Here is a 20,107-nt window from a genome sequence, read left to right on the forward strand (position 1 = left end):
AGAAAAAAGAGGAGTTAAAGATGTTACAAGATTTAGGCATAGAGCCTAGCAAGATTTTTTATAACTTAAGTTATGATGAGTTAAGAGCTCATGAGTTAGAGTGCCGTGAGGGTGAAGTTTGTCAAAATGACACTTTTGCAGTAGATACTGGGATTTTTACAGGAAGAAGCCCTAAAGATAAGTATTTTGTAAATGCAAATCCATCAAGCGAAAATATAGCGTGGGGAAGCGTTAATAGAGCTTGCACCAAAGATACTTTTAATGATAATTTAAGAAGAGCAAAAGAGTATTTAAACGGCAAAAAACTTTATGTTATGGATGTATTTTGCGGAGCTAGCCTAGATAGTAGAAAAAAAATCAGATTTATAACCGAAATCGCTTGGCAAGCACACTTTGTAAAAAATATGTTTATTCGCCCAAGCGATGAAGAATTAAAAGACTTTAAACCTGATTTTACAATAATAAATGCTTGTAAATTAAAAAACGAAATGTATAAACATCAAGATTTAAATAGTGATGTTTTTGTAGGTTTTGATATAGAAAATAACATAGGTTTAATTCTTGGCACTTGGTATGGTGGCGAGATGAAAAAAGGTGTATTTTCTATGATGAATTACTGGCTACCATTACAAGGAAAAATGAGTATGCATTGTAGTGCAAACGTTGGTAAAGATGGCGATGTTTGTTTATTCTTTGGGCTTAGTGGCACGGGTAAAACAACTCTTAGCACAGACGCAAATCGTGCTTTAATAGGTGATGATGAGCATGGTTGGGATGATAATGGAGTGTTTAATTTTGAGGGAGGTTGCTATGCAAAATGTATTAATCTTGACCCAGCTAGTGAGCCTGAAATTTATGCAGCGATTAAGCGTAATGCTTTACTTGAAAATGTTGTTATCACTTGCACTAAAGAAGTAGATTTTTGCGATGCTAGTAAGACAGAAAATACTCGTGTAAGTTATCCAATAGAGCATATCACAAATCACGAACCAAGCCTAAAAGCAGGACATCCAAGCAATATAATCTTCTTATGTGCTGATGCGTTCGGTGTTTTACCTCCTGTTAGTAAGCTTAATATCACTCAAGCAATGTATTATTTTTTAAGCGGTTATACTGCAAAAGTTGCAGGAACTGAGCGTGGTATAAAAGAGCCTGTTGCTACATTTAGCGCTTGCTTTGGAGAGCCATTTATGCCGCTTGCTCCTAGTGTATATGCGAAATTATTAGGCGAAAAGATTAAAAAGCATAATGTTGATGTGTATTTAGTAAATACTGGCTGGAGCGGTGGAAGCTATGGCGTTGGTAAGAGAATGAGCATAAAGGCTACTAGAGCTTGCATTAATGCTATTTTAGATGGTTCTATTAAAAATAGTGAATTTTATAATTATGATGTATTTAATTTAGCAGTTCCAAAAAGCTTAGCAGGTGTTGATGAGAAATTATTATATCCTATTAAGACTTGGGAAAATGAAGCGGATTTCATAGCTACTAGAGATAAATTAGCTAAGATGTTTGTTGAAAATTTCAAAAGATACGGCGATAAGGCAAATGAGTTCTTAGACGCTAGTCCAATAATATGAGTTTAGAGAGTTTTTTACAATTTAAAATAAGTAAAGACGGCTTAAAGCCAAGAAAACTAGATTCGCTACCTAGATTTGCCCTAATTTGTGGGGCAATCTCTAGTGGCAAAAAATCTTTAGCATTTTATAATTTAGATGATTTTGCTTATATTGATATGAGCGATTTAAGATTTATAAATGCAGATTTTAAAAGCTTTATAGAAAAAAACAATATAAAAAACCTTATTATAAACGAACCTTGCACGGAATTTGAATTAGGAAATTTAGAGCGTTGTTATATTTTAAGCTCTAATAAAAATTATTCATACAAAGACTTTATTAAAATAAAGCTTGATTTTTTAGATTATGAAGAATTTATTTCATTTTCAAAGAAAAATTACAGCCCAAGCGAACATTTATCAAATTATTTATTATTAGGGCAAAATCCCGCAAATGTTGAACTAAGCGCATTAAATGCAGCCTTAAATACTCAAAAAATATTAAAGCAAAGCTTAAGCGAAAACGAAATAATAGCTTTAAAAGAACTTGCATTAAAAATAGGCACTCAAACAAGCATTTTAAATCTTTTTAAAGAGTTTTTAAAGCATAAAAAAATCTCAAAAAATGATTTTTTTAAATGTATATATTCACTTGAAGATAAGTTTTTATTACATTGGGTAAAACATATTGATAAAAATCTCAAAAAGCCTTATTTTTGTGATTTTTCAATGAAAAACTCGCTTAGTTTTAAAAAGGATTTTTCTAAAACTTATGAGAATTTAATAGCTAATGAGCTTTTAATGGTTTATGATGAGATTTTTTATGATTATGATATAAGCTTTATAATAAAATCAGCAAATTTAGGAATATTATGTGAAGCATTTACAAATAAAGATTTTATAAAATTAAAGAGCAAAAAACTAAGCAAAAGAGCTAAAGATTTAGGTATTAATCAGATTTTAGTGCTTTCATTAAACGAGCAGTTTAAAGATAGTTTTGATGGTGTGAAATTTATAGGGCAAACATTAAATACTTGGCTAATTTCAAAGGAATTAAATGATTGGGATTGATGAAGCAGGGCGTGGAGCATTTGCGGGTCCATTGGTGCTTGCAGCTTGTAAGCTAAAAATAAATATAAATGAGCTAAACGATAGCAAAAAACTAAGTGCAAAAAAGCGTGAGAATTTATATGAAATAATCAAAGAAAACTCAGAGCATTTAATAGTATTTGTTGATAATGAATATATAGATAATTTTGGCATTAGAGCAGCTTATCAAAAGGCTTTAGGCGAGATTACTCTTAAGTTTAATAAAGATGAATTATTATTTGATGGAAATACTGATTATGGAATGGGTATAAAAACTCTAATAAATGCTGATGAGACCAAGCCTTGCGTAATGGCTGCAAGCATTTTAGCTAAGGTTAGCAGAGATTTTTATATGACTAATTTAGATGATGATTTATATAATTACAAATCTCATAAAGGCTACGGAACAAAGCTTCATATAGAAGCTATTAAAAAACACGGCTTAAGTGCTATTCATAGGAGAAGTTTTTGTGCTAAATATAGTAAATGAATATTTAAATACACAAAAAGGACAAGAGCTATTAAATACTTTAAATAGCGAATATGAGAGCAAAATCATTTATCCAAAAAGGCAAGATTTGTTTAAAGCCTTTAGCTTATGTGAAGTGCCAAAAGTAGTGATTATAGGACAAGACCCTTATCATGATGGAAGTGCTGATGGCTTAGCGTTTTCATCAAGCATTAAAACTCCGCCTAGTTTAAAGAATATTTTTAAAGAAATCTTAAATGATTATCCAAATGAAGCTGTGATTTTGCAAAGTGATTTGAGCTATTTAGCAAGACAAGGCGTAGCGTTATTAAATGCAAGCCTTAGCGTGCAAAAGGGCAAAGCTAATTCACATAAGCATTTGTGGGAAGATTTTTTTACTTATGTTATTAGAAGAATTAATGATGATTATAATGATTTAGTCTTTATGCTATGGGGAAAATTTGCAAATGATTTTGCAGGATTTATTGATACTAACAAGCATTTAATCCTAAGCTCAGCACACCCAAGCCCACTTGCAAGGGGAAAATTTTTTAATAATCAACATTTTTTAAAATGCAATGAATTTTTAAAATCAAAAAATATTAAAGAAATTTCTTGGCTAATTCCTATTTCAAATTCTTAAAATCGGAATTATACTTTTATATCAAGCAATTTTGTGTCGCTTAGTTCATTTATAAAATCTTTTGTATAAGATATAAAATCTCCTAGCTTATCGCTACTTATTAAATCTTTTAATTTATCTTCGCTTATGTTAAGATTAATAGCAAAATCTTTTAATAGTTTCTTTTCATCATCATTAAGCGCATCTTGACCTTGAGTGTTTAATTTCTCTAAGGTTGTTATTTTTTTTATTTCTTTTAATTCTTTTTCTTTTAATTTTTCTATACTTGCTAAGATATTAACTCTAGGAATACTCATAAAAGGTTGATTATCAAAAAACACTCCGTATTCATAAGCAGTATTAGAATTGTTATATTCTTCGGCAGTTGTTATATAACCATCAAGATTTTTATCCATACTAATAGTTCCATCAAGTGCTTTGCTAATACTACTTGCATTATCTTTATTGATAGCAAAAATACTTGGAATATAGCTTGCAACTTTAGTGGCTTGCCCTGAATCATCTTTGGTTGGTTCCACATATAAAGAAAATGCTTCTATAGTATAATTAATTTCTTGTTTATCTACTTCTCCATCGTTATTTCTATCAGCTGCAAGATAATTTCTTTTATATGCTATATCGCTAAACCAACCAGCTACAAAACTTGCTGCATCTTTATCTAAGATAATGCCTTTGCTAGTATCAATGAAATTATCTTCATTAAAAAAGTCTTTTAATCTATTTACATTGCTTTCGCTAAGTTTTACTCCAATATTGCTCTCATCAAATTTAAAAAATACATTGTAATTTTGCTCTTTATTTGTCTTAATCTCAAAATTATTTTTATTTATATTATCTTTTAAATTGCTAATATCTTTAGTATTTAATTCTTTAGCTTTAACATTATCAGCCCAAAGTATAGCTATATCTTTTACTTGCGATATGTCTATTTTCATAAATTTTCCTTAATACTTTTACTAAAGTAATTTAGTAAAAGTATATATTAATTGATGTTTTAATATCTTGGTAATCTAGGCGGTTTCCAGCCTTCTTTTTGCGGCATTACACTATCTCTTGCTGAAGAATTGAAAGCCCAGCCAAAAGGACCACTGCCTGTGAAATAATCACTCCAAGAATACGCACTTGCGCTCGTAATAAAACCTAAAGCTAAAATAGCTAAAACTGCTTTTTTCATAAAATACCCTACAAAATTGATTTGAATTATTATAATCTAATTTAAATAAATAGTATTATGATTTTATTTAAAAAAAATAATTAGTTTGTAACTATAAGTAACAATTAGCTAATTCCTATTTCAAATTCTTTTAAAATTTGCAAGGAATTTAAAATCGGAATTAGGCTTTTATATCAAGCAATTTTGTTTCGCTAAGTTCATTTATAAAATCTTTTGTATAAGATATAAAATCTTTTAATTTATCGCTACTAATTAAATCTTTTAATTTATCTTCGCTTATATTAAGATTTATAGCAAAATCTTTTAATAGTTTCTTTTCATCATTTGTAAGACTTTCTAAGCCTTGATTTTTTAGCTTTGCTAAGGCTGTTAATTTTTTTAATTCTTCTAATTCTTTTTCTTTTAATTTATCTGTATTTGTAAGCTTATATGTATTAATCAAATCGTCATTGTTTTTATTATTAGTTGCTTCTAAATTATCTTCAAAATATCCATTTTCACCTACATCTAAAAATTCGCTAAATATTATCACTCCATCAAGGTTTTTATCATATTTTAAAGTAAGATTTAAAGAATTACTAATGTCAGTATAATACTCATTATTATCTGCTAAAAATTTACTCTCTTCATAGCCTTTTACATAACTAGTAATTATATATGCACCTTTAATATCTTCTCTAATCTCAGTTCTTTCATACACATAGCTTAATGTCTTTTTTCCTTCCTTATTGCTTAGCTCTCCGTTATTATTACTATCAGCTTCAAGGAATTTTTGTTTATAAGCAATATCACTAAACCAGCCAGCCACATAACTTGCTGCGTCTTTATCTAAGATAATGCCTTTGCTAGTTTCAATGAAATTATCACTATCAAAAAATTCTTTTAATTTTTCAATATTATTTTCATTTAGCTTTACGCCGATATTGTTCTCATTGAATCTAAAAAATACATTATAATCTTGCGCTTTGTTTGTTTTAATATTAAAAAAATTGTTTTTTATACTAGCATTTATACTTGTTATATCGTGTGTGCTTAAATCTTTTTTAGCTACAAAGTCTTGCCAAACTACTGGTGTATTTAAAGAGTTTCCTAGATAATGTCTCATAAAAAATCCTTTAAAATTATTAGCAAATTAAATTCTAGGATAACTAGCATTTAATTAATCGTTAAAACATACTCTTCTGTGTTGATTAAAATCGTAATAACAATTTATTGGCTGTCTTTTTAAGCTATCCCTTTCAGCACTTATAAAAGGCCATCTCCAAGCACCACTGCCTGTATAGTAGTAATTCCAAGAATACGCACTTGCGCTCGTAATAAAACCTAAAGCTAAAATAGCTAAAACTGCTTTTTTCATAAAATACCTTGCGAAATTGATTTGAATTATTATAATCTAATTTAAATAAATACTATTATGATTTTATTTAAAAAATAATTAGTTTGTAACAATAAGTAACAATTAGCTAATTCCTATTTTAAATTCTTTTAAAATTGTAAGGAATTTAAAATCGGAATTAGGCTTTTATATTAAGTAGCTTTGTTACGCTAAGTTCATTTATAAAATCTTGACTAAATTTTACAAACTCATCTAATTTATTTTCACTTGCTAGATTTTCAACCTTGCTAGGGCTTATCTTTAGCTTATCGCTTATACTTTGTTTTAGTCTAAACTCATTCTCATAAGGTGCAGGGTCAATTCCTAGATGAATTAATACATCTTTATCGCTTTGATCAAGCTTACTAACTCCAAGTTTTTTAATCTTTGCAATTACTTCGGCAAGTTTTTCTTCAGCTTTTTCGGCAAGCTGCTTAGAGTGCTTAGTAAGTCCATTTATCAAATCATCAAGGCTAATTGCAGGAGCATTAGAGCTACTATCATTCATAAAATCTTCAAAATATCCCTTCTCGCCAACATCCATAAACTCAGCAAATGTAATAATACCATCAAGGTTTTTATCATCTTTTATAGCATCATTTATAGAACTTGAAATATCTGAATAATAAGCATCATTTTTTGGTAAAAAACTACTTTCTTCATAAGTTTTAGTAATAGCATTTGAGATTATATATTTTTCTTTGGTTTTTTCATCGGTTATAAGAACTGCATCTTCACGAAATCCACCTAATGTAATTCTTGCTTCTTTATGAGTTAATTCTCCATTATTATTACTATCGGCTTCTAAGAATTTTTGTTTATACGCAATATCACTAAACCAACCAGCGACATAGCTAGCTGCATCTTTATCTAAGATAATGCCTTTGCTAGTTTCAATGAAATTATCGCTATCAAAAAATTCTTTTAATTTTTCAATGCTAGCTTCATTTAATTTCACTCCTATGTTTTCATTATTAAATTTAAAATAAGTGTTGTAATCTTGCGCTCTGTTTGTTTTAATACTAAAAGAATTGTTTTCTATACTAGCATTTATACTTGCTAGCTCTTGTGTGCTTAATTCTTTTTTAGCAACTTGACTTTGCCACATAACAGCAGTGTTAGCAGTATTGTTGATATAGTGTTTCATGAATAATCCTTAATGTTTATTTCTTTAAATCGGCTAGATTGCAAAAATCTTAATTCCTATTTCAAATTCCTTTAAAATTTGTAAAGAATTTGAAATAGGAATTAAGCTTTAATATCAAGCAATTTTGTTTCGCTAAGTTCATTTATAAAGTCTTTTGTATAAGATATAAAATCTTTTAATTTATCGCTACTAATTAAATCTTTTAATTTATCTTCGCTTATTTTTAAAGTTTTTGCAATATTTTCTTTAATTTCAATTTGCAATGATTTTAAAAGTTCTTTTTCATCATCACTTAATTTGTCATAATCATTATTATTTATTTTATTGAAAGCATTTGACAAATCACTTTGTCTTTTGATATCTTCTTCAGCAGCTTTTTTAATGCTTTGCTCTAATTTACTCTTATCAATATTATTCATAGTAATTTCTACTGCATAATTAATTCCAGCTACTCCATTTTTTTCTAAACCTGTAATTTTTAAATCATAATTTTTATCATTTTGAATATAATAATTCATCAAATTGCTAATACTTGTATAATTATCAATATCCCCTAAAAGTTCTAGGCAATCTATATCTACTTTACCAATATTAGTAAAAACATCACTATTTGGCAATTGTATTTTTATGTCAAGCATTTCGTTTTTACTCAAAATTCCATTTTTATTAATATCTGCATTTATATAATTTTGTTTAAAAGCTACATGATTAAACCAAGAACCAACATACGAAGCAACATCTTTTTCTAAAATCAATTTATCATCTATACATTTAAAATTGTCTTCATTAAAAAATTCGTGCAATTTTTCATAATTTTTATTACTCAATTTAATGCCAATTGTTTTGTTTTCAATAGAAAAATAAGTATTATAATCTTCATTTTTATTAGTTTTATATTCTAAATTATTTATATTTTTAATATCACTTGAGTTAATTTGCTCAGCTTTATGAAATACTATATTATTAAAAGCTTTAGTATTTATAGGAATAACATTTAAAATTGGCTTAGTTATATTTGTGCTTGACAATCTCATATTTATCCTTTTAGGTAAGCTTTTTGCTTACCTAAATATTTATATTCCATTCCAATTATCTCTAGGACTCATACCTTGCAAAATTGATTTGAATTATTATAATCTAATTTATATAAAACATATTGTAATTACATTTAAAAAAATAGTTAGTTCGTAACGATAAGTAACAATTAGCTAATTCCGATTTTAAATTCTTAAAGAATTTGAAATAGGAATTAAGATTTTTGTAATCTAACCGATTTAAAGCAATAAAGGAGTTTTATGAAAATAGACATATCGCAAGTAAAAAATATAGCAATTTCTTGGGCTGATAATGTTAAAACTAAAGAATTAAATACTAAAGATATTAGCAATTTAAAAGATAATATAAATAAAAATAATTTTGAGATTAAGACAAATAAAGAGCAAAATTACAATGTATTTTTTAAATTTGATGAGAGCAATATCGGAGTAAAACTTAGCGAAAGCAATATAAATAGATTAAAAGACTTTTTTAATGAAGATAATTTTATTAATACTAATAAAGGCATTATCTTAGATAAAGATGCAGCAAGTTTTGTAGCTGGGTGGTTTAGTGATGTGGCATATAAAAGTAATTTTTTAGCAGCTGATAGAAATAACGATGGAGAAGTAGATAAAAAAGAAATTAATTATACTATAGGAGCATTTTCTTTATATATAGAGCCAACTAAAGATGGTTCAGGACAAGTTACTAAAGTTGCAAGTTATGTTCCAAGTCTTTTTGCTATCAATAAAGATAATGCAGGCAGTATTAGCAAAGCACTTGATAAAACTATTAGTATGGATAAAAATCTTGATGGTTATATAACAATTGCTGAAAAATATGATTTTAAAGATATTGTTTATGAATACGGAGTATTTTTTGATGATCAGCCTTTTATGAGCATTCCACTTCACAAACAAGCTAATGTTGATATAGCAGAAGAAGAAATTAAAAGAGTAAAAGAACAAATCAAACTAAACAATATAATTGAAAAACTTAAAAAATCACAATCTTTAGATAATAACGAAAAAGAAATATTACAAAAATTTAATATCCAAAATATAAGCAATGAATTAAAAATAAGTGAAGAGAAATTAAACGATTTGATTAATAACGATAAGCTAGGAGATTTTATATCTTATACAAAAGACTTCATAAATGAACTTAGCGAAACAAAATTGCTTGATATAAAAGTCTAATTCAAATTCTTAAAAAATTTAAAAGAATTTGAATTAGGAATTAAGATTATTTTTGAGCTTCACGCCACTCGTTTAGCACTTTTACTTCTTCATCACTTAAAAATCCGCTAAATGCAGAGAATCCACTAAGTGAGTATGCAGGACAATTTATGCTTTCATAATTTTGCTTAGCTTGATTTAGTTCATAGCTAAATATTGAAAATACTCCTTTTACATCTAGTCCGTGCGATCTTGCTGCGCTTACTGCTGCTATACTAGAACCACCACTTGAGATTAAATCTTCTAATACTACGCAAGTGCTTCCGTGCTTAAAGCTTCCTTCAATCATTTTTGCTCTTCCGTGGGTTTTGTTCTTTGATAAGATATAAATTAAAGGCTTATCTAAAATATCAGCAACCCAAGCTCCGTGAGCAATAGCTCCTGTAGCTGTCGCTGCTATGTAATCAACATCTCCAGCCTTTTCTTTAATTAGATTTGCTAAATGATTTGCTATTATTTTTCTTTCTTTTGGATAGCTAATTAATACACGATTATCACAATATATAGGGCTTTTAATACCACTTGAATATGTGAAAAACTCTTTTGTATTAATAAAAATCGCTTCACAATCTTTTAAAATCTTTACAACTTCGCTAGCTACTTCTTTATTCATTTTCTTCTCCTTTTAAACATTGAAAATAAGCTCTAATAGGATTAGTGCTTTTTGTAATCATTCTACCAGCTACTATATAATCAATATTATTTTCTAGTGCAAATTTTGGCGTTGCAACTCTTGCTTGATCGTTTGCATCAGTGCCTTTAAATCTAATGCCAGGTGTAAGGCTTTTAAGTCCTTGAGATTTTACAAACTCTGCTTCATAAGCACTACTTACTATGCCATCAAGACCTGCAATTTTACAAATATTTGCGCGTTGCTTTACGCATTCGCTAATTGAACCATTAAATCCTAAATCACTCTTAAACTCAGCTTCGCTAAAAGATGTAAGAACGCTTATTCCAAATAATTCACATTTGCTATTCAGTTCATTTTTAGCATTGACAGCTGCTTTTAAGGCTTTTTCGCCTGCAAAAGAATGAAGACTTAAAATATCTATATCGTTTTTTAAAAGCGTTTTAGTAGCGTTATAAATTGTATTTGGAATATCAATTAATTTTAAATCCAAAAATATTTTAAAACCTAAATCTTTAAGCTCTTTTAAAAAAACATTTCCTGCAGTGTAGTATTGCCACATACCAACTTTAAGATAAGGCATAACGCATTCATAATTATGCTCTTTTGCGTAATTTTGTAAATTATCAAATGAGATTTGTTTTACAAAATTTCTGCTCTCTTCTAAACTATCAAAATCTAAGGCAATTATTGTTTTCAATTTTTCTCCTTTAGTTGTAAAAACTTATCATATTTTAATTCTTTTAAGCTTAGCATAATACAAAAACTTATAAGGTATAAAGCACTTAAAAATCCCATAACCACTACAACACTTCCGTATAAATCAAGTAATATTCCAATAATTACTGAGCTAAAGCCCCCAACAGCACGACCTGTGTTTATTATTAGATTATTTGCACTTGAACTTACATTTGCAGGATATAAAATATTTACTAATGCACCATATCCAGCAAACATTCCATTGCTAAAAAATCCTATGATAAAACCTATTATTAAAAGCTCTGTGTAATTGCTAACTAAGCCAAATGAAAACACTAAAGCAGCTGAGCCTAATAAAAACACTGCATAACTAAGTCTTGGTCCAAATCTATCAAAAAACTTACCAAATACCCACATTCCAACGCTCATTCCAAAAATAGTGCTAACCATCCAATAACTTGCACTTGAACTTGTTAGATTTAGGCTAGTTTGAGCCATTTTAGGAAGCCAGTTCATCATACCAAAATACCCTGCGATTTGAATACTTGCCATAATGCTTAGTGCAATGCTTAAATAAATATTGCTTTTAAATGCTTTAAGAAATTCTTGTTTGCTTGATTTTTGAATTGGCGCTTCATCAAGTTTTAAGCGAATTACAACTGCTAAAATAACAGGCACAAGACCGATTAAGAATAAATATCTCCAACCGAAAGTTAGCAGCATTCCTGCTAAGATTGCAGCCATTGCAGCACCGATTTGACCAAAAATAGCAATAATGCTTGAGTATTTCCCCATATTTTTATTGCCAAATTCATCTTTAATAAGGCTCATTCCAATGCCGTATTCTCCACCAGCACCAAGTCCTGCTAAAACTCTAAATAAAATTAACCAATAATAAGTATTTGCGAAGAATATTAGCCCCGTTCCAACAGCAAAGAAAATAATTGAATAAGAAAATACTTTAATCTTACCATATCTATCAGCTAAAAAACCAAATATAAGCCCACCTGCTAACATTGCTAAATTCGTTGCAGTTGAGATAAATCCAGCTTCTTTACCGCTAAGATTAAACTCATTCATAATAGAGCTAAGTGCATAAGCAATAAACATAATATCCATCATCTCAAGACACATTCCAAGAGCTGACGAAGTTATTATTGCAACTTGTCTTTTTGTATAATTTTTAAACATTTTTTACCTTTCTTGTCGTGAGTTTTAGAAAAGTAAAAGGCCTTTGTTTTTCTAAGTTTCGCTTAAGCTTATTTTTAAGCACAAACTTTTTATTTTATCTTTTTTAAAATTAATTTTAGCTTAAAATTTATATTTTTTATAAAAAATCTCAAATTGTGTTTAATTTTTCTACATTTTTAAAAAAATCAACAAGAATTTGAATTCGGAATTAGGCTTTAAATTAAAACATTTATATTCTTAAGAATATTAATTAAATATATATTTTTAAGAAAATTGCTAATTTATTTAATTTATAGGTATTTTATCAATATTTAAATAAAATAATAAAGTAATTATTCGTAAAAATATTCAGTTTATTTTAAAATTAAATAATTAAAATAAAAATATAATTTTAATTTAAGGAGAGTAAGATGAAAATCTTAAAAAAAGTTTCAAGTTCGCTTGTATTAGCTAGTATGTTAATGGGGGGGGGGGGGAATTTATTCGCTCTAACTGAAGGTAATGAATATATAAAATTATCTACACCTATTCCTAACGCTTCAAATTCTGTTTATGAAATTTGGTCTTATAGATGCACTCACTGCTACTCACATCATAAAGCAAAAACTATGGAAAAAATCCAAGCAACATTTCCTGATGTAAAAGTAGGATATTTGTTAGTAAAAACTATGGGTGATTATGGCAAACAAGCTGCTGAGGTTTTAGCTTATGCACAAAATGAAGATGAAAAAGCAGGAAGAAAACTTGCAAATGCAAATAGCTTACATCATAAAGTAAGTGAAGCATATTTTACTGCTTACTTTAAGAAAAATCAAAGATGGGATAACGGGGCAAGTCCTGATAAATTTTACGATGTTGGCTTAAAAGCCTTAGGTATTAGCAAAGCTGATCTTGATAATTTCGTAAATACAGCAAAAGGAAAAGAAATAATTGCTTCTTATGATGTAGCTGATCCTATTTCAAAAAATTTTGGAACCCCAGGTTTTGTAGTTAATGGAAAATATGAAGTAAATATTTCTAAAATTAGCTCACCTGAGGCTTTAATTGAGGTAATAAAAGAATTACTTAGCATGTAAGGAGTTTTGTTATGAAGCTTCTTAATAAATTAACAAGCCTACAAGAAGGTAGGCTTTTATGGATATTAATGGCAGTAGTTACATTAGGTCTTACTTGTGTAGCTCATTATTTCTTTCAAGATTATTTATATATGCAGCCTTGCGAACAATGTGTGTATATTAGATATGCAATGATAGTAATGGCAATAGGTGGAATTCTTGCAGCAGCTTATCCACATCAAATAACTAGAATTATCGGATATATTTTAGGTTTTTATGGGTGCTTAATAGGTTTTAATTTTTGTATTACATTAAATGAAATTCACGAAGCAGTTCATAGTGCGAATGCTTTTGGTGGAGTTGAGGGTTGTAGAGAAATTCCAGTTTATCCTTTTGCTTTACCACTGCATGAAATCGCTCCTAATTGGTTTTTACCTACTGGTGAGTGTGGGCTTGATAATCCTATTGTGCCAGAAGACGCATATGGTAGTTTAAGTGCGATTCAGCAATTTTTTGTAGGAACTGAGGTGGGTGATTTTGAAGATGGTTTTTATTCAAATGGTTGGTATTTAATACCTAGCCTTAAGTTTATGAATATGGCAATTGCTTGTTTATTATGTTTTGTTTGTTGTTTTGCAGCACTTTTAGCTATGTTTGTTGGATTTATAACAAAACCTTGCAAATGTGCAAAAATTGGCGGAATTATAGTGGTTGTTGTTACATTGATTTTAGTATTTAGCGGTAATGCTATTAAAGCAGCAAAAATTGCTTCTATGGCAGCTGGAATGTAAAAAGGATTTGGTATGAAAAATAAAATTTTAAGAAGTATGGTTTTGGGTGCTATTTTGTTCTCTGCACCTTTGTTTGCAATAGGTGGTGCAAGCGGTCCAGCTAGTTATAAATCAGTTGGGCAAATTGGAACTGTTATGATGAATCCATATAAAGTAGCTCCTCTTACAGCTATTATTAAAAATGGTGGCTACGATATAAAAGATGTTAGCGTTAGTGTTGTTGGAAAAGAAGGTAACGGAGTTACAATAAGCTATCAGCCAAGTAATAGTGATGTTTTAACTCATGGTGGAATTCCTGTTTTTGGTCTTTATCCTGATTGTATAAATACCGTTAAAGTAAGCTATACAAGAAGTATAGGCAAGGATAAAGGTGAAAAAATTAGCGAAGAGTATAAAATATACGCTCCACCAATTTATACAAAAGGAACAGGAACAGACCAATATAGTCCAGTTCCTAAAGCTGAAGTAATCAAAAAAGCTGATAAAAAACTAGCAAATAACTTATATTTAGTAAATCATCTAATCCGCTCACCTTTAGCAGATAGTGGAGAAGCTGTGTGGAATCACCCAGTAGGTGGTGCTATGGAATGGGATTTGGAGCCTTATGTTTGGATGGTTGATACAAACGGAGATGTAAGGTGGTATCTAAAAGCTGATGAAATAAGAGATTCAAATAATATCTACAAAAAAGGTAATATGATGGGCTTCATGCAAACAAAGGATGGAAATCTTCTTTGGGGTATGGGTCAAAGATATATGAAATATGACCTAATGGGTAGAGAAATCTTTAACAAAAGACTGCCTTTAGGATATATAGATTTTTCACATCATATTGAAGAAACAGAAAAAGGAACTTATATTTTAAGAGTTGCAAGTGCTGATCAAAAAAGAAAAGATGGTAAGAATGTAAGAACAGTTCGTGATGTTATCATAGAAGTTGATGCAAATGGTAATGTGCTTGATGAGTGGAAAACATACGACATTCTTGATCCTTACAGAGATACAAATTTACTTGTGCTTGATCAAGGTGCAGTATGTCTTAATGTGGATTTGGATAAAGCTGGACAAGTAGCTTCTAAAGAAGATTTAGAAGATAAAAACGCTCCTTGGGGTGATGTAACAGGAGTTGGAGCGGGTAGAAACTGGGCTCACATAAATAGTGCAAATTATGATAAAAGAGATGATAGTATCATAATTTCTGTTCGCCATCAAAGTGCTGTTATAAAACTAGGTCGTGATAAAAAAGTAAAATGGATATTAGGTGCTCACAAAGGCTGGAGTGATGAGTATAAAAAATATCTACTTCAACCAGTTGATAATAAGGGTAAAAAAATTGAATGTGATGATATGTATAGTAAATGCCCAGGATATGAAAATGCTGAAGGTGGATTTGACTGGACTTGGACACAACACACAGCTTATGTAATCCCTAGTATGTCAAATAAAGATGAAGTTTATGTAAGCGTATTTGATAATGGTGATACAAGAGGTATGGAGCAACCTGCATTTGCAACTGATAAGTATTCTCGCGGTGTAATTTATAAAATTAATGAGAAAAAAATGACAGTAGAGCAAGTTTGGGAATATGGCAAACAAAGAGGATTTGATTGGTATAGTCCAGTTACTTCAATTACTGAGTATTTTCCGAAAACAAATTCTGTATTTATGTATTCAGCTACTGCAGGTCTTGGTAAGCTTATGACAAAAACAGGCGTAACAGAGCCTATTTTAGATGAAGTTGATTATAATACCAAAGAGGTTTTATTTGAATTAAGATTTAAAGGCATGGGTGGAACGATAGGATACCGTGCATATCCAATTGATGTAGAAAAATCTTTTAAAAAATAGGAGTTTAAGATGAAAAAATTTTTAAGTTTATTTGCAGCTGCTGCAATTCTTTCAACAAGTGCTTATGCAATAGGTGGTGCTAGTGGAGCAAAAACTGATTATACAAAACAAGGCAAAATAGGTGAGGTTGTAATGAACCCTTATAAAATCGCACCTCTTACTGCAGTAATTAAAAATGGCGGATATAAATTAAGCGATGTTAGTGTTGAAATTGTTCCTAAGAAAAACGGAGTGCCTTTAAAATATAAAGTGGCTAATAAGTTTTTATTAACTCATGGTGGTATTCCTGTATTTGGACTTTATCCTGATTATTACAATACTGTAAAAGTTAGCTATACAAAAGAAGCAAACGGCAAAAGCGAAAGAGTAGAAAATGAAGTATATGAAATGTATGCTAGTGCTGTTTATGTAGAGCCTAATGGGCTAAAGTTTCAAAAATCAGCTTTATTTAGTGAAGCAAAGATTACTAAGGTAGATTCTGAGTTTAAAGATAGGCTTTATTTTGTAAATAATATTACAGAAAAAAGTGGAGCAGGCTCAAATGTAGTTTGGAATAATCCTACCGGTGGTGCTTTAGAATGGAATTATTATCCACAAAATTTCATAATAGATACAGCAGGCGATGTTCGCTGGTATATGTTCGCAAATCCTATTTATGATTTTGAACAACAATATAAAGCCGGTGTTATGATGGGCTTTAAGCAAGATACTGATGGTGCTTTAGTTTGGGGTTATGGTCAAAGATATGCAAAATATGACATTATGGGAAGAGAGATTTTCAATCGTCGTTTGCCTGCTAATTATGTTGATTACTCACATCAATTAGATGTAGCTGCTAATGGTAATTATTTTTTAAGGGTTGCTAGTGCAAATACCCTTCGCCCTGATGGTAAAAATGTTAGAACTGTAAGAGATGTTATTGTAGAAATTGATAGAGATGGCAATGTGGTTGATGATTTTAGACTTTACGAAATACTTGATCCATATAGAGATATAGCTTTAAAAGTGCTTGATCAAGGTGCAGTTTGTTTAAATATTGATGCAAATAAAGCAGGTCAAACTTTAAGTGCTGAAGAATTAGCTAAGCTTGATAGTAGCGATAAATTTGGAGATATTGTAGGAACTGGAGCAGGTAGAAACTGGGCTCATGTAAATAGTGTTAGCTATGATAAATTTGATGATAGCATTATAATTTCATCACGCCATCAAAATGCTATTGTAAAAATTGGTCGTGATAAAAAAATCAAATGGATTTTAGGCGCTCATAAAGGCTGGAAAGATGAGTTTAGAAAGTATTTATTACAACCTGTTGATAATAAAGGTAAAAAAATAGTTTGTGAAGATGATTATAGCAAATGCCCAGGATATGAAAATGATGAAGGCGGATTTGACTTTACATGGACACAGCATACAGCTTATATAATCAATGAAATGAGTAAAAAAGGCATTACTTATATTACGGTATTTGATAATGGAGATAGCCGTGGTATGGAACAACCTGCATTTGCTACGCTAAAGTATTCTCGTGCTGTTGTATATAAAATAGATGAGAAAAAAATGAGTGTAGAGCAAGTTTGGGAATATGGTAAGCAAAGAGGGCATGAGTGGTATAGTCCTGTAACATCTTTAACAAAATACAATGCTGATAAAAACTCAATTTTTACTTATTCGGCTACTGCAGGAGCTAATTTTGATTTAGCAAATGGTGCATTTACTTCTGCTCCAAGTCCTTATTTAATGGAGTTTAAGTATGGTTCAACAACTCCAAGTGTTGAAATTCAGTTAAAAGATACTACCGGTTATCAAGCTTGGCCTTTTGATTTAAACGAGGCTTTGAGTAAGTAATCATAATTTGATTTCGTATAATTACGAAATCAAATTCCTAATTCAAATTCTTAAGAAAAATTGTGGAATTTGAATTAGGAAATTAGAATTTATTTTGAATATCTTTGATTAAAATATTTAAGCGTTTTTCGTAATTTTTATAATCTTTTACCAAGTCTTTGTATAAATCTAATTTATCATAATACTTTCTTCTTGATAAAAATAATGCTTGATTTGTTTTTTCTAACTCTTTTAAAACATCTTTTTCTTCTATTTTTTTAACCCAGTTAAATGCTTGAGTGATTTTCATCGGCATTAAAAACTCATCTTTTTTAACATATTTTCTAAAAGCATTTAAATCGTATAAAAATAAAGCTACTTCATCTTTATTGTTTTTATCAAGGACATAATTTACAAATTCTTTTGTTTTTTTAAGATAAGAATTAAGGAATTTTCTCTCATCTTCTTTTAGATTTCCTGCTAGTGTTTGTGCATATTTTTCACTTCTACTTGCGATTAGTAATAACATCATATGTTTTTTATCAATTAGGCTAAATTGTGATATTTGTATTCTATCTATGAATAAATCTAAATCAGAAAAAACTACGCCTTTATATAAATTATAAAATGTTGAAGAGATAATATTCTTTACTATATTTTCTAAGTTTAATACATTTTTTGATGCAGCTATGAAATTTGCTTGTTCTAATTCAACAAGTGCTAAGGAATTCTCCTTAGCAAACTTATTAAATTCATTTGAAAAATCTATAATTTCTTGCATTATTTATTCATTGAAATATAGCTATTTAAAGCACCTAAATATGCTTTAGCACTAGCTTTCATAGTGTCTAAATCAAGTCCGTGTCCAATAATAGCACGCTGACCTTCAAAACTAACCTTAACACTTACTTGAGCTAAGGCATCTTTACCTTTACTAACTGCATCAACCTTGTAATCAAGCAAGCTACCATTAACCTTACTTGCTCTATCAATTACTTTAAATACTGCATCAATTACACCATCTCCAATAGCAGCTTCACGGATAGTTTCGCCTTCACATTCCATAGTTACAGCAGCAGTTGCAAGTGCTGATGAGCAATCGCTTACTTGAAGATTGATAAGTTTAAATTTCTCTTCGATCTTAATTTTATCAGCAGCTACAATAGCTATTAAATCATCATCAAACACTTCTTTTTTCTTATCGCAAAGGTCTTTAAACTCAGCAAATGCACGATTTAATTCTTCAGTTTCTAAACTAAAGCCTAGAGCTTTTAATTTATCGTTAAATGCTGCTCTTCCGCTATGTTTTCCTAAAACTAAATTATCTTGAATTAAGCCAATATCACTAGCTTTCATAATTTCATAAGTTTCAGGGTGTTTTAATACTCCGTCTTGATGAATACCACTTTCGTGAGAAAATGCGTTTTTACCTACGATTGCTTTATTTGGTTGTGGATTTACACCGATTATGTTTGACAATAATCTACTTGATGGATAGATTTCTTTATGATTTATAGTAGTGTAAAATTCTCCTAACTCATCAGCTCTAACTTTTAAAGCCATCACAACTTCTTCTAAAGCTGCATTTCCTGCACGCTCTCCTAAACCATTTAGCGTAACTTCAATTTGTCTAGCGCCACCTTTAATAGCAGCAAGTGTGTTTGCAGTAGCTAAGCCTAAGTCATTGTGATTGTGTGCTGATACTATAAGCCTTCCTTTTGTATAATCGCTTATTTCTTTAAATACCTTATATATTTCATCAGGTAATCTATATCCAACCGTATCAGGGATATTAAATGTTCTTGCGCCTGCTTCATAGACTGCATCTGCCATTTCTTTTAAGAAATTTATATCACTTCTTAAAGCATCTTCACAAGAAAACTCAACATCTTCGCATAAGCTTTTAGCTAATTTAACATTTTTAACTGCAGTTGCTAAAACTTCTGCTGGAGTTTTTTTAAGCTTATATTCCATATGAATTGGGCTTGTTGCAATAAATGTATGAATGCGTTTTTTAGTTGCTGGCTCAAGTGCTTTACCTGCTTGAATAATATCATTCTCAACGCAGCGTGCAAGCGAACAAACGCTTGAGTTTTTAATAATTTGTGCGATTTTATTAATTGCTTCAAAATCACCTGGGCTAGATGCTGCAAAGCCAACTTCCATAACATCAACGCCTAAACGCTCAAGTGCTAAGGCTATTTGGATTTTTTCTTCTGTATTCATTGAAGCACCTGGGCTTTGTTCACCATCTCTTAAAGTTGTATCAAATATTATAATTCTTTCGCTCATTTTCTTTCCTTTAGTTTAATTTTAGTTATGTTTTAATGTGTGTAT

Annotated in this window: 20 protein-coding genes; 9 read left to right on the plus strand and 11 right to left on the minus strand. The window is 29.8% G+C overall.

Features of this window, described 5'->3' with window-relative positions; translation table 11 throughout:
* The first annotated feature begins 20 nt into the window (after positions 1-20).
* Genes pckA through AC1B00_RS01900 form a run of 4 tightly spaced genes read left to right on the plus strand, consistent with a single transcriptional unit; the run spans position 21 to position 3,759 of the window.
* Positions 21-1,580, plus strand: coding sequence for a phosphoenolpyruvate carboxykinase (ATP) (pckA, locus tag AC1B00_RS01885; RefSeq protein WP_239817907.1), 1,560 nt, complete (start codon positions 21-23; stop codon positions 1,578-1,580).
* A complete protein-coding gene (locus AC1B00_RS01890; protein WP_239817908.1) occupies positions 1,577-2,629 on the plus strand; it encodes an ATP-binding protein in 1,053 nt (350 codons plus the stop codon). Before pckA ends, AC1B00_RS01890 begins: the two co-directional genes overlap by 4 nt.
* Positions 2,616-3,137, plus strand: a complete 522-nt coding sequence (gene rnhB / locus AC1B00_RS01895; RefSeq protein WP_488847850.1) for a ribonuclease HII — start codon at positions 2,616-2,618, stop codon at positions 3,135-3,137. Before AC1B00_RS01890 ends, rnhB begins: the two co-directional genes overlap by 14 nt.
* A complete protein-coding gene (locus tag AC1B00_RS01900) occupies positions 3,118-3,759 on the plus strand; it encodes a uracil-DNA glycosylase (RefSeq protein WP_336611241.1) in 642 nt (213 codons plus the stop codon). The genes rnhB and AC1B00_RS01900 overlap by 20 nt, the downstream gene beginning before the upstream one ends.
* An 8-nt stretch (positions 3,760-3,767) precedes the next feature.
* Here the strand turns inward: AC1B00_RS01900 and AC1B00_RS01905 are convergent, their stop codons facing one another.
* From AC1B00_RS01905 to AC1B00_RS01930, 6 genes are all read right to left on the minus strand, one after another.
* Positions 3,768-4,694 carry a hypothetical protein gene (locus AC1B00_RS01905; protein WP_488847851.1) on the minus strand — a complete coding sequence of 309 codons (927 nt, stop codon included), beginning with the start codon at positions 4,692-4,694 and terminating at the stop codon, positions 3,768-3,770.
* Between the two features lie 59 nt (positions 4,695-4,753).
* Positions 4,754-4,933, minus strand: a complete 180-nt coding sequence (locus AC1B00_RS01910; protein ID WP_239817912.1) for a hypothetical protein — start codon at positions 4,931-4,933, stop codon at positions 4,754-4,756.
* A 160-nt stretch (positions 4,934-5,093) separates the two neighbouring features.
* Positions 5,094-6,038, minus strand: a complete 945-nt coding sequence (locus AC1B00_RS01915; RefSeq protein ID WP_488847853.1) for a hypothetical protein — start codon at positions 6,036-6,038, stop codon at positions 5,094-5,096.
* 54 nt (positions 6,039-6,092) lie between these two features.
* Positions 6,093-6,290, minus strand: coding sequence for a hypothetical protein (locus tag AC1B00_RS01920; protein ID WP_239817914.1), 198 nt, complete (start codon positions 6,288-6,290; stop codon positions 6,093-6,095).
* A 157-nt stretch (positions 6,291-6,447) separates the two neighbouring features.
* Positions 6,448-7,455 (minus strand): hypothetical protein, encoded by a 1,008-nt coding sequence (locus AC1B00_RS01925; protein ID WP_488847854.1) that lies wholly within the window; start codon positions 7,453-7,455, stop codon positions 6,448-6,450.
* A gap of 101 nt (positions 7,456-7,556) precedes the next feature.
* The gene (locus AC1B00_RS01930) at positions 7,557-8,489 is read right to left on the minus strand and encodes a hypothetical protein (RefSeq protein ID WP_488847855.1); all 933 of its coding nucleotides are present in this window, start codon (positions 8,487-8,489) and stop codon (positions 7,557-7,559) included.
* A gap of 261 nt (positions 8,490-8,750) precedes the next feature.
* On the opposite strand from AC1B00_RS01930, the gene AC1B00_RS01935 reads away from it, so the two are divergent.
* Positions 8,751-9,692, plus strand: coding sequence for a hypothetical protein (locus AC1B00_RS01935; RefSeq protein ID WP_488847856.1), 942 nt, complete (start codon positions 8,751-8,753; stop codon positions 9,690-9,692).
* 46 nt (positions 9,693-9,738) lie between these two features.
* On the opposite strand, the gene pyrE is transcribed toward AC1B00_RS01935, so the two are convergent.
* From pyrE to AC1B00_RS01950, 3 genes are read right to left on the minus strand one after another with little or no spacing between them, the layout of a single operon-like run.
* A complete protein-coding gene (gene pyrE, locus AC1B00_RS01940) occupies positions 9,739-10,344 on the minus strand; it encodes an orotate phosphoribosyltransferase (protein WP_239817918.1) in 606 nt (201 codons plus the stop codon).
* Positions 10,337-11,062, minus strand: coding sequence for an orotidine-5'-phosphate decarboxylase (gene pyrF / locus AC1B00_RS01945; RefSeq protein WP_488847857.1), 726 nt, complete (start codon positions 11,060-11,062; stop codon positions 10,337-10,339). The genes pyrE and pyrF overlap by 8 nt, the downstream gene beginning before the upstream one ends.
* Positions 11,059-12,252 (minus strand): MFS transporter, encoded by a 1,194-nt coding sequence (locus AC1B00_RS01950; RefSeq protein ID WP_488847858.1) that lies wholly within the window; start codon positions 12,250-12,252, stop codon positions 11,059-11,061. The genes pyrF and AC1B00_RS01950 overlap by 4 nt, the downstream gene beginning before the upstream one ends.
* Before the next feature lie 410 nt (positions 12,253-12,662).
* On the opposite strand from AC1B00_RS01950, the gene AC1B00_RS01955 reads away from it, so the two are divergent.
* Genes AC1B00_RS01955 through AC1B00_RS01970 form a run of 4 tightly spaced genes read left to right on the plus strand, consistent with a single transcriptional unit; the run spans position 12,663 to position 17,791 of the window.
* A complete protein-coding gene (locus tag AC1B00_RS01955) occupies positions 12,663-13,328 on the plus strand; it encodes a thiol:disulfide interchange protein DsbA/DsbL (RefSeq protein WP_488847859.1) in 666 nt (221 codons plus the stop codon).
* An 11-nt stretch (positions 13,329-13,339) separates the two neighbouring features.
* Positions 13,340-14,098, plus strand: coding sequence for a protein-disulfide oxidoreductase DsbI (gene dsbI / locus AC1B00_RS01960; protein WP_488847860.1), 759 nt, complete (start codon positions 13,340-13,342; stop codon positions 14,096-14,098).
* A 12-nt stretch (positions 14,099-14,110) separates the two neighbouring features.
* Positions 14,111-15,946, plus strand: coding sequence for an aryl-sulfate sulfotransferase (locus tag AC1B00_RS01965; RefSeq protein ID WP_488847861.1), 1,836 nt, complete (start codon positions 14,111-14,113; stop codon positions 15,944-15,946).
* A gap of 9 nt (positions 15,947-15,955) precedes the next feature.
* Complete coding sequence (locus tag AC1B00_RS01970; RefSeq protein ID WP_488847862.1) at positions 15,956-17,791, plus strand: aryl-sulfate sulfotransferase; 1,836 nt, start codon at positions 15,956-15,958, stop codon at positions 17,789-17,791.
* Between the two features lie 82 nt (positions 17,792-17,873).
* On the opposite strand, the gene AC1B00_RS01975 is transcribed toward AC1B00_RS01970, so the two are convergent.
* Both AC1B00_RS01975 and AC1B00_RS01980 read right to left on the minus strand, forming a co-directional pair.
* Positions 17,874-18,551 (minus strand): hypothetical protein, encoded by a 678-nt coding sequence (locus tag AC1B00_RS01975; RefSeq protein WP_488847864.1) that lies wholly within the window; start codon positions 18,549-18,551, stop codon positions 17,874-17,876.
* A complete protein-coding gene (locus AC1B00_RS01980; RefSeq protein ID WP_488847865.1) occupies positions 18,551-20,062 on the minus strand; it encodes a 2-isopropylmalate synthase in 1,512 nt (503 codons plus the stop codon). The genes AC1B00_RS01975 and AC1B00_RS01980 overlap by 1 nt, the downstream gene beginning before the upstream one ends.
* Positions 20,063-20,107 lie beyond the last annotated feature (45 nt).

The sequence above is a fragment of the Campylobacter sp. DY7 genome, assembly GCF_057802535.1.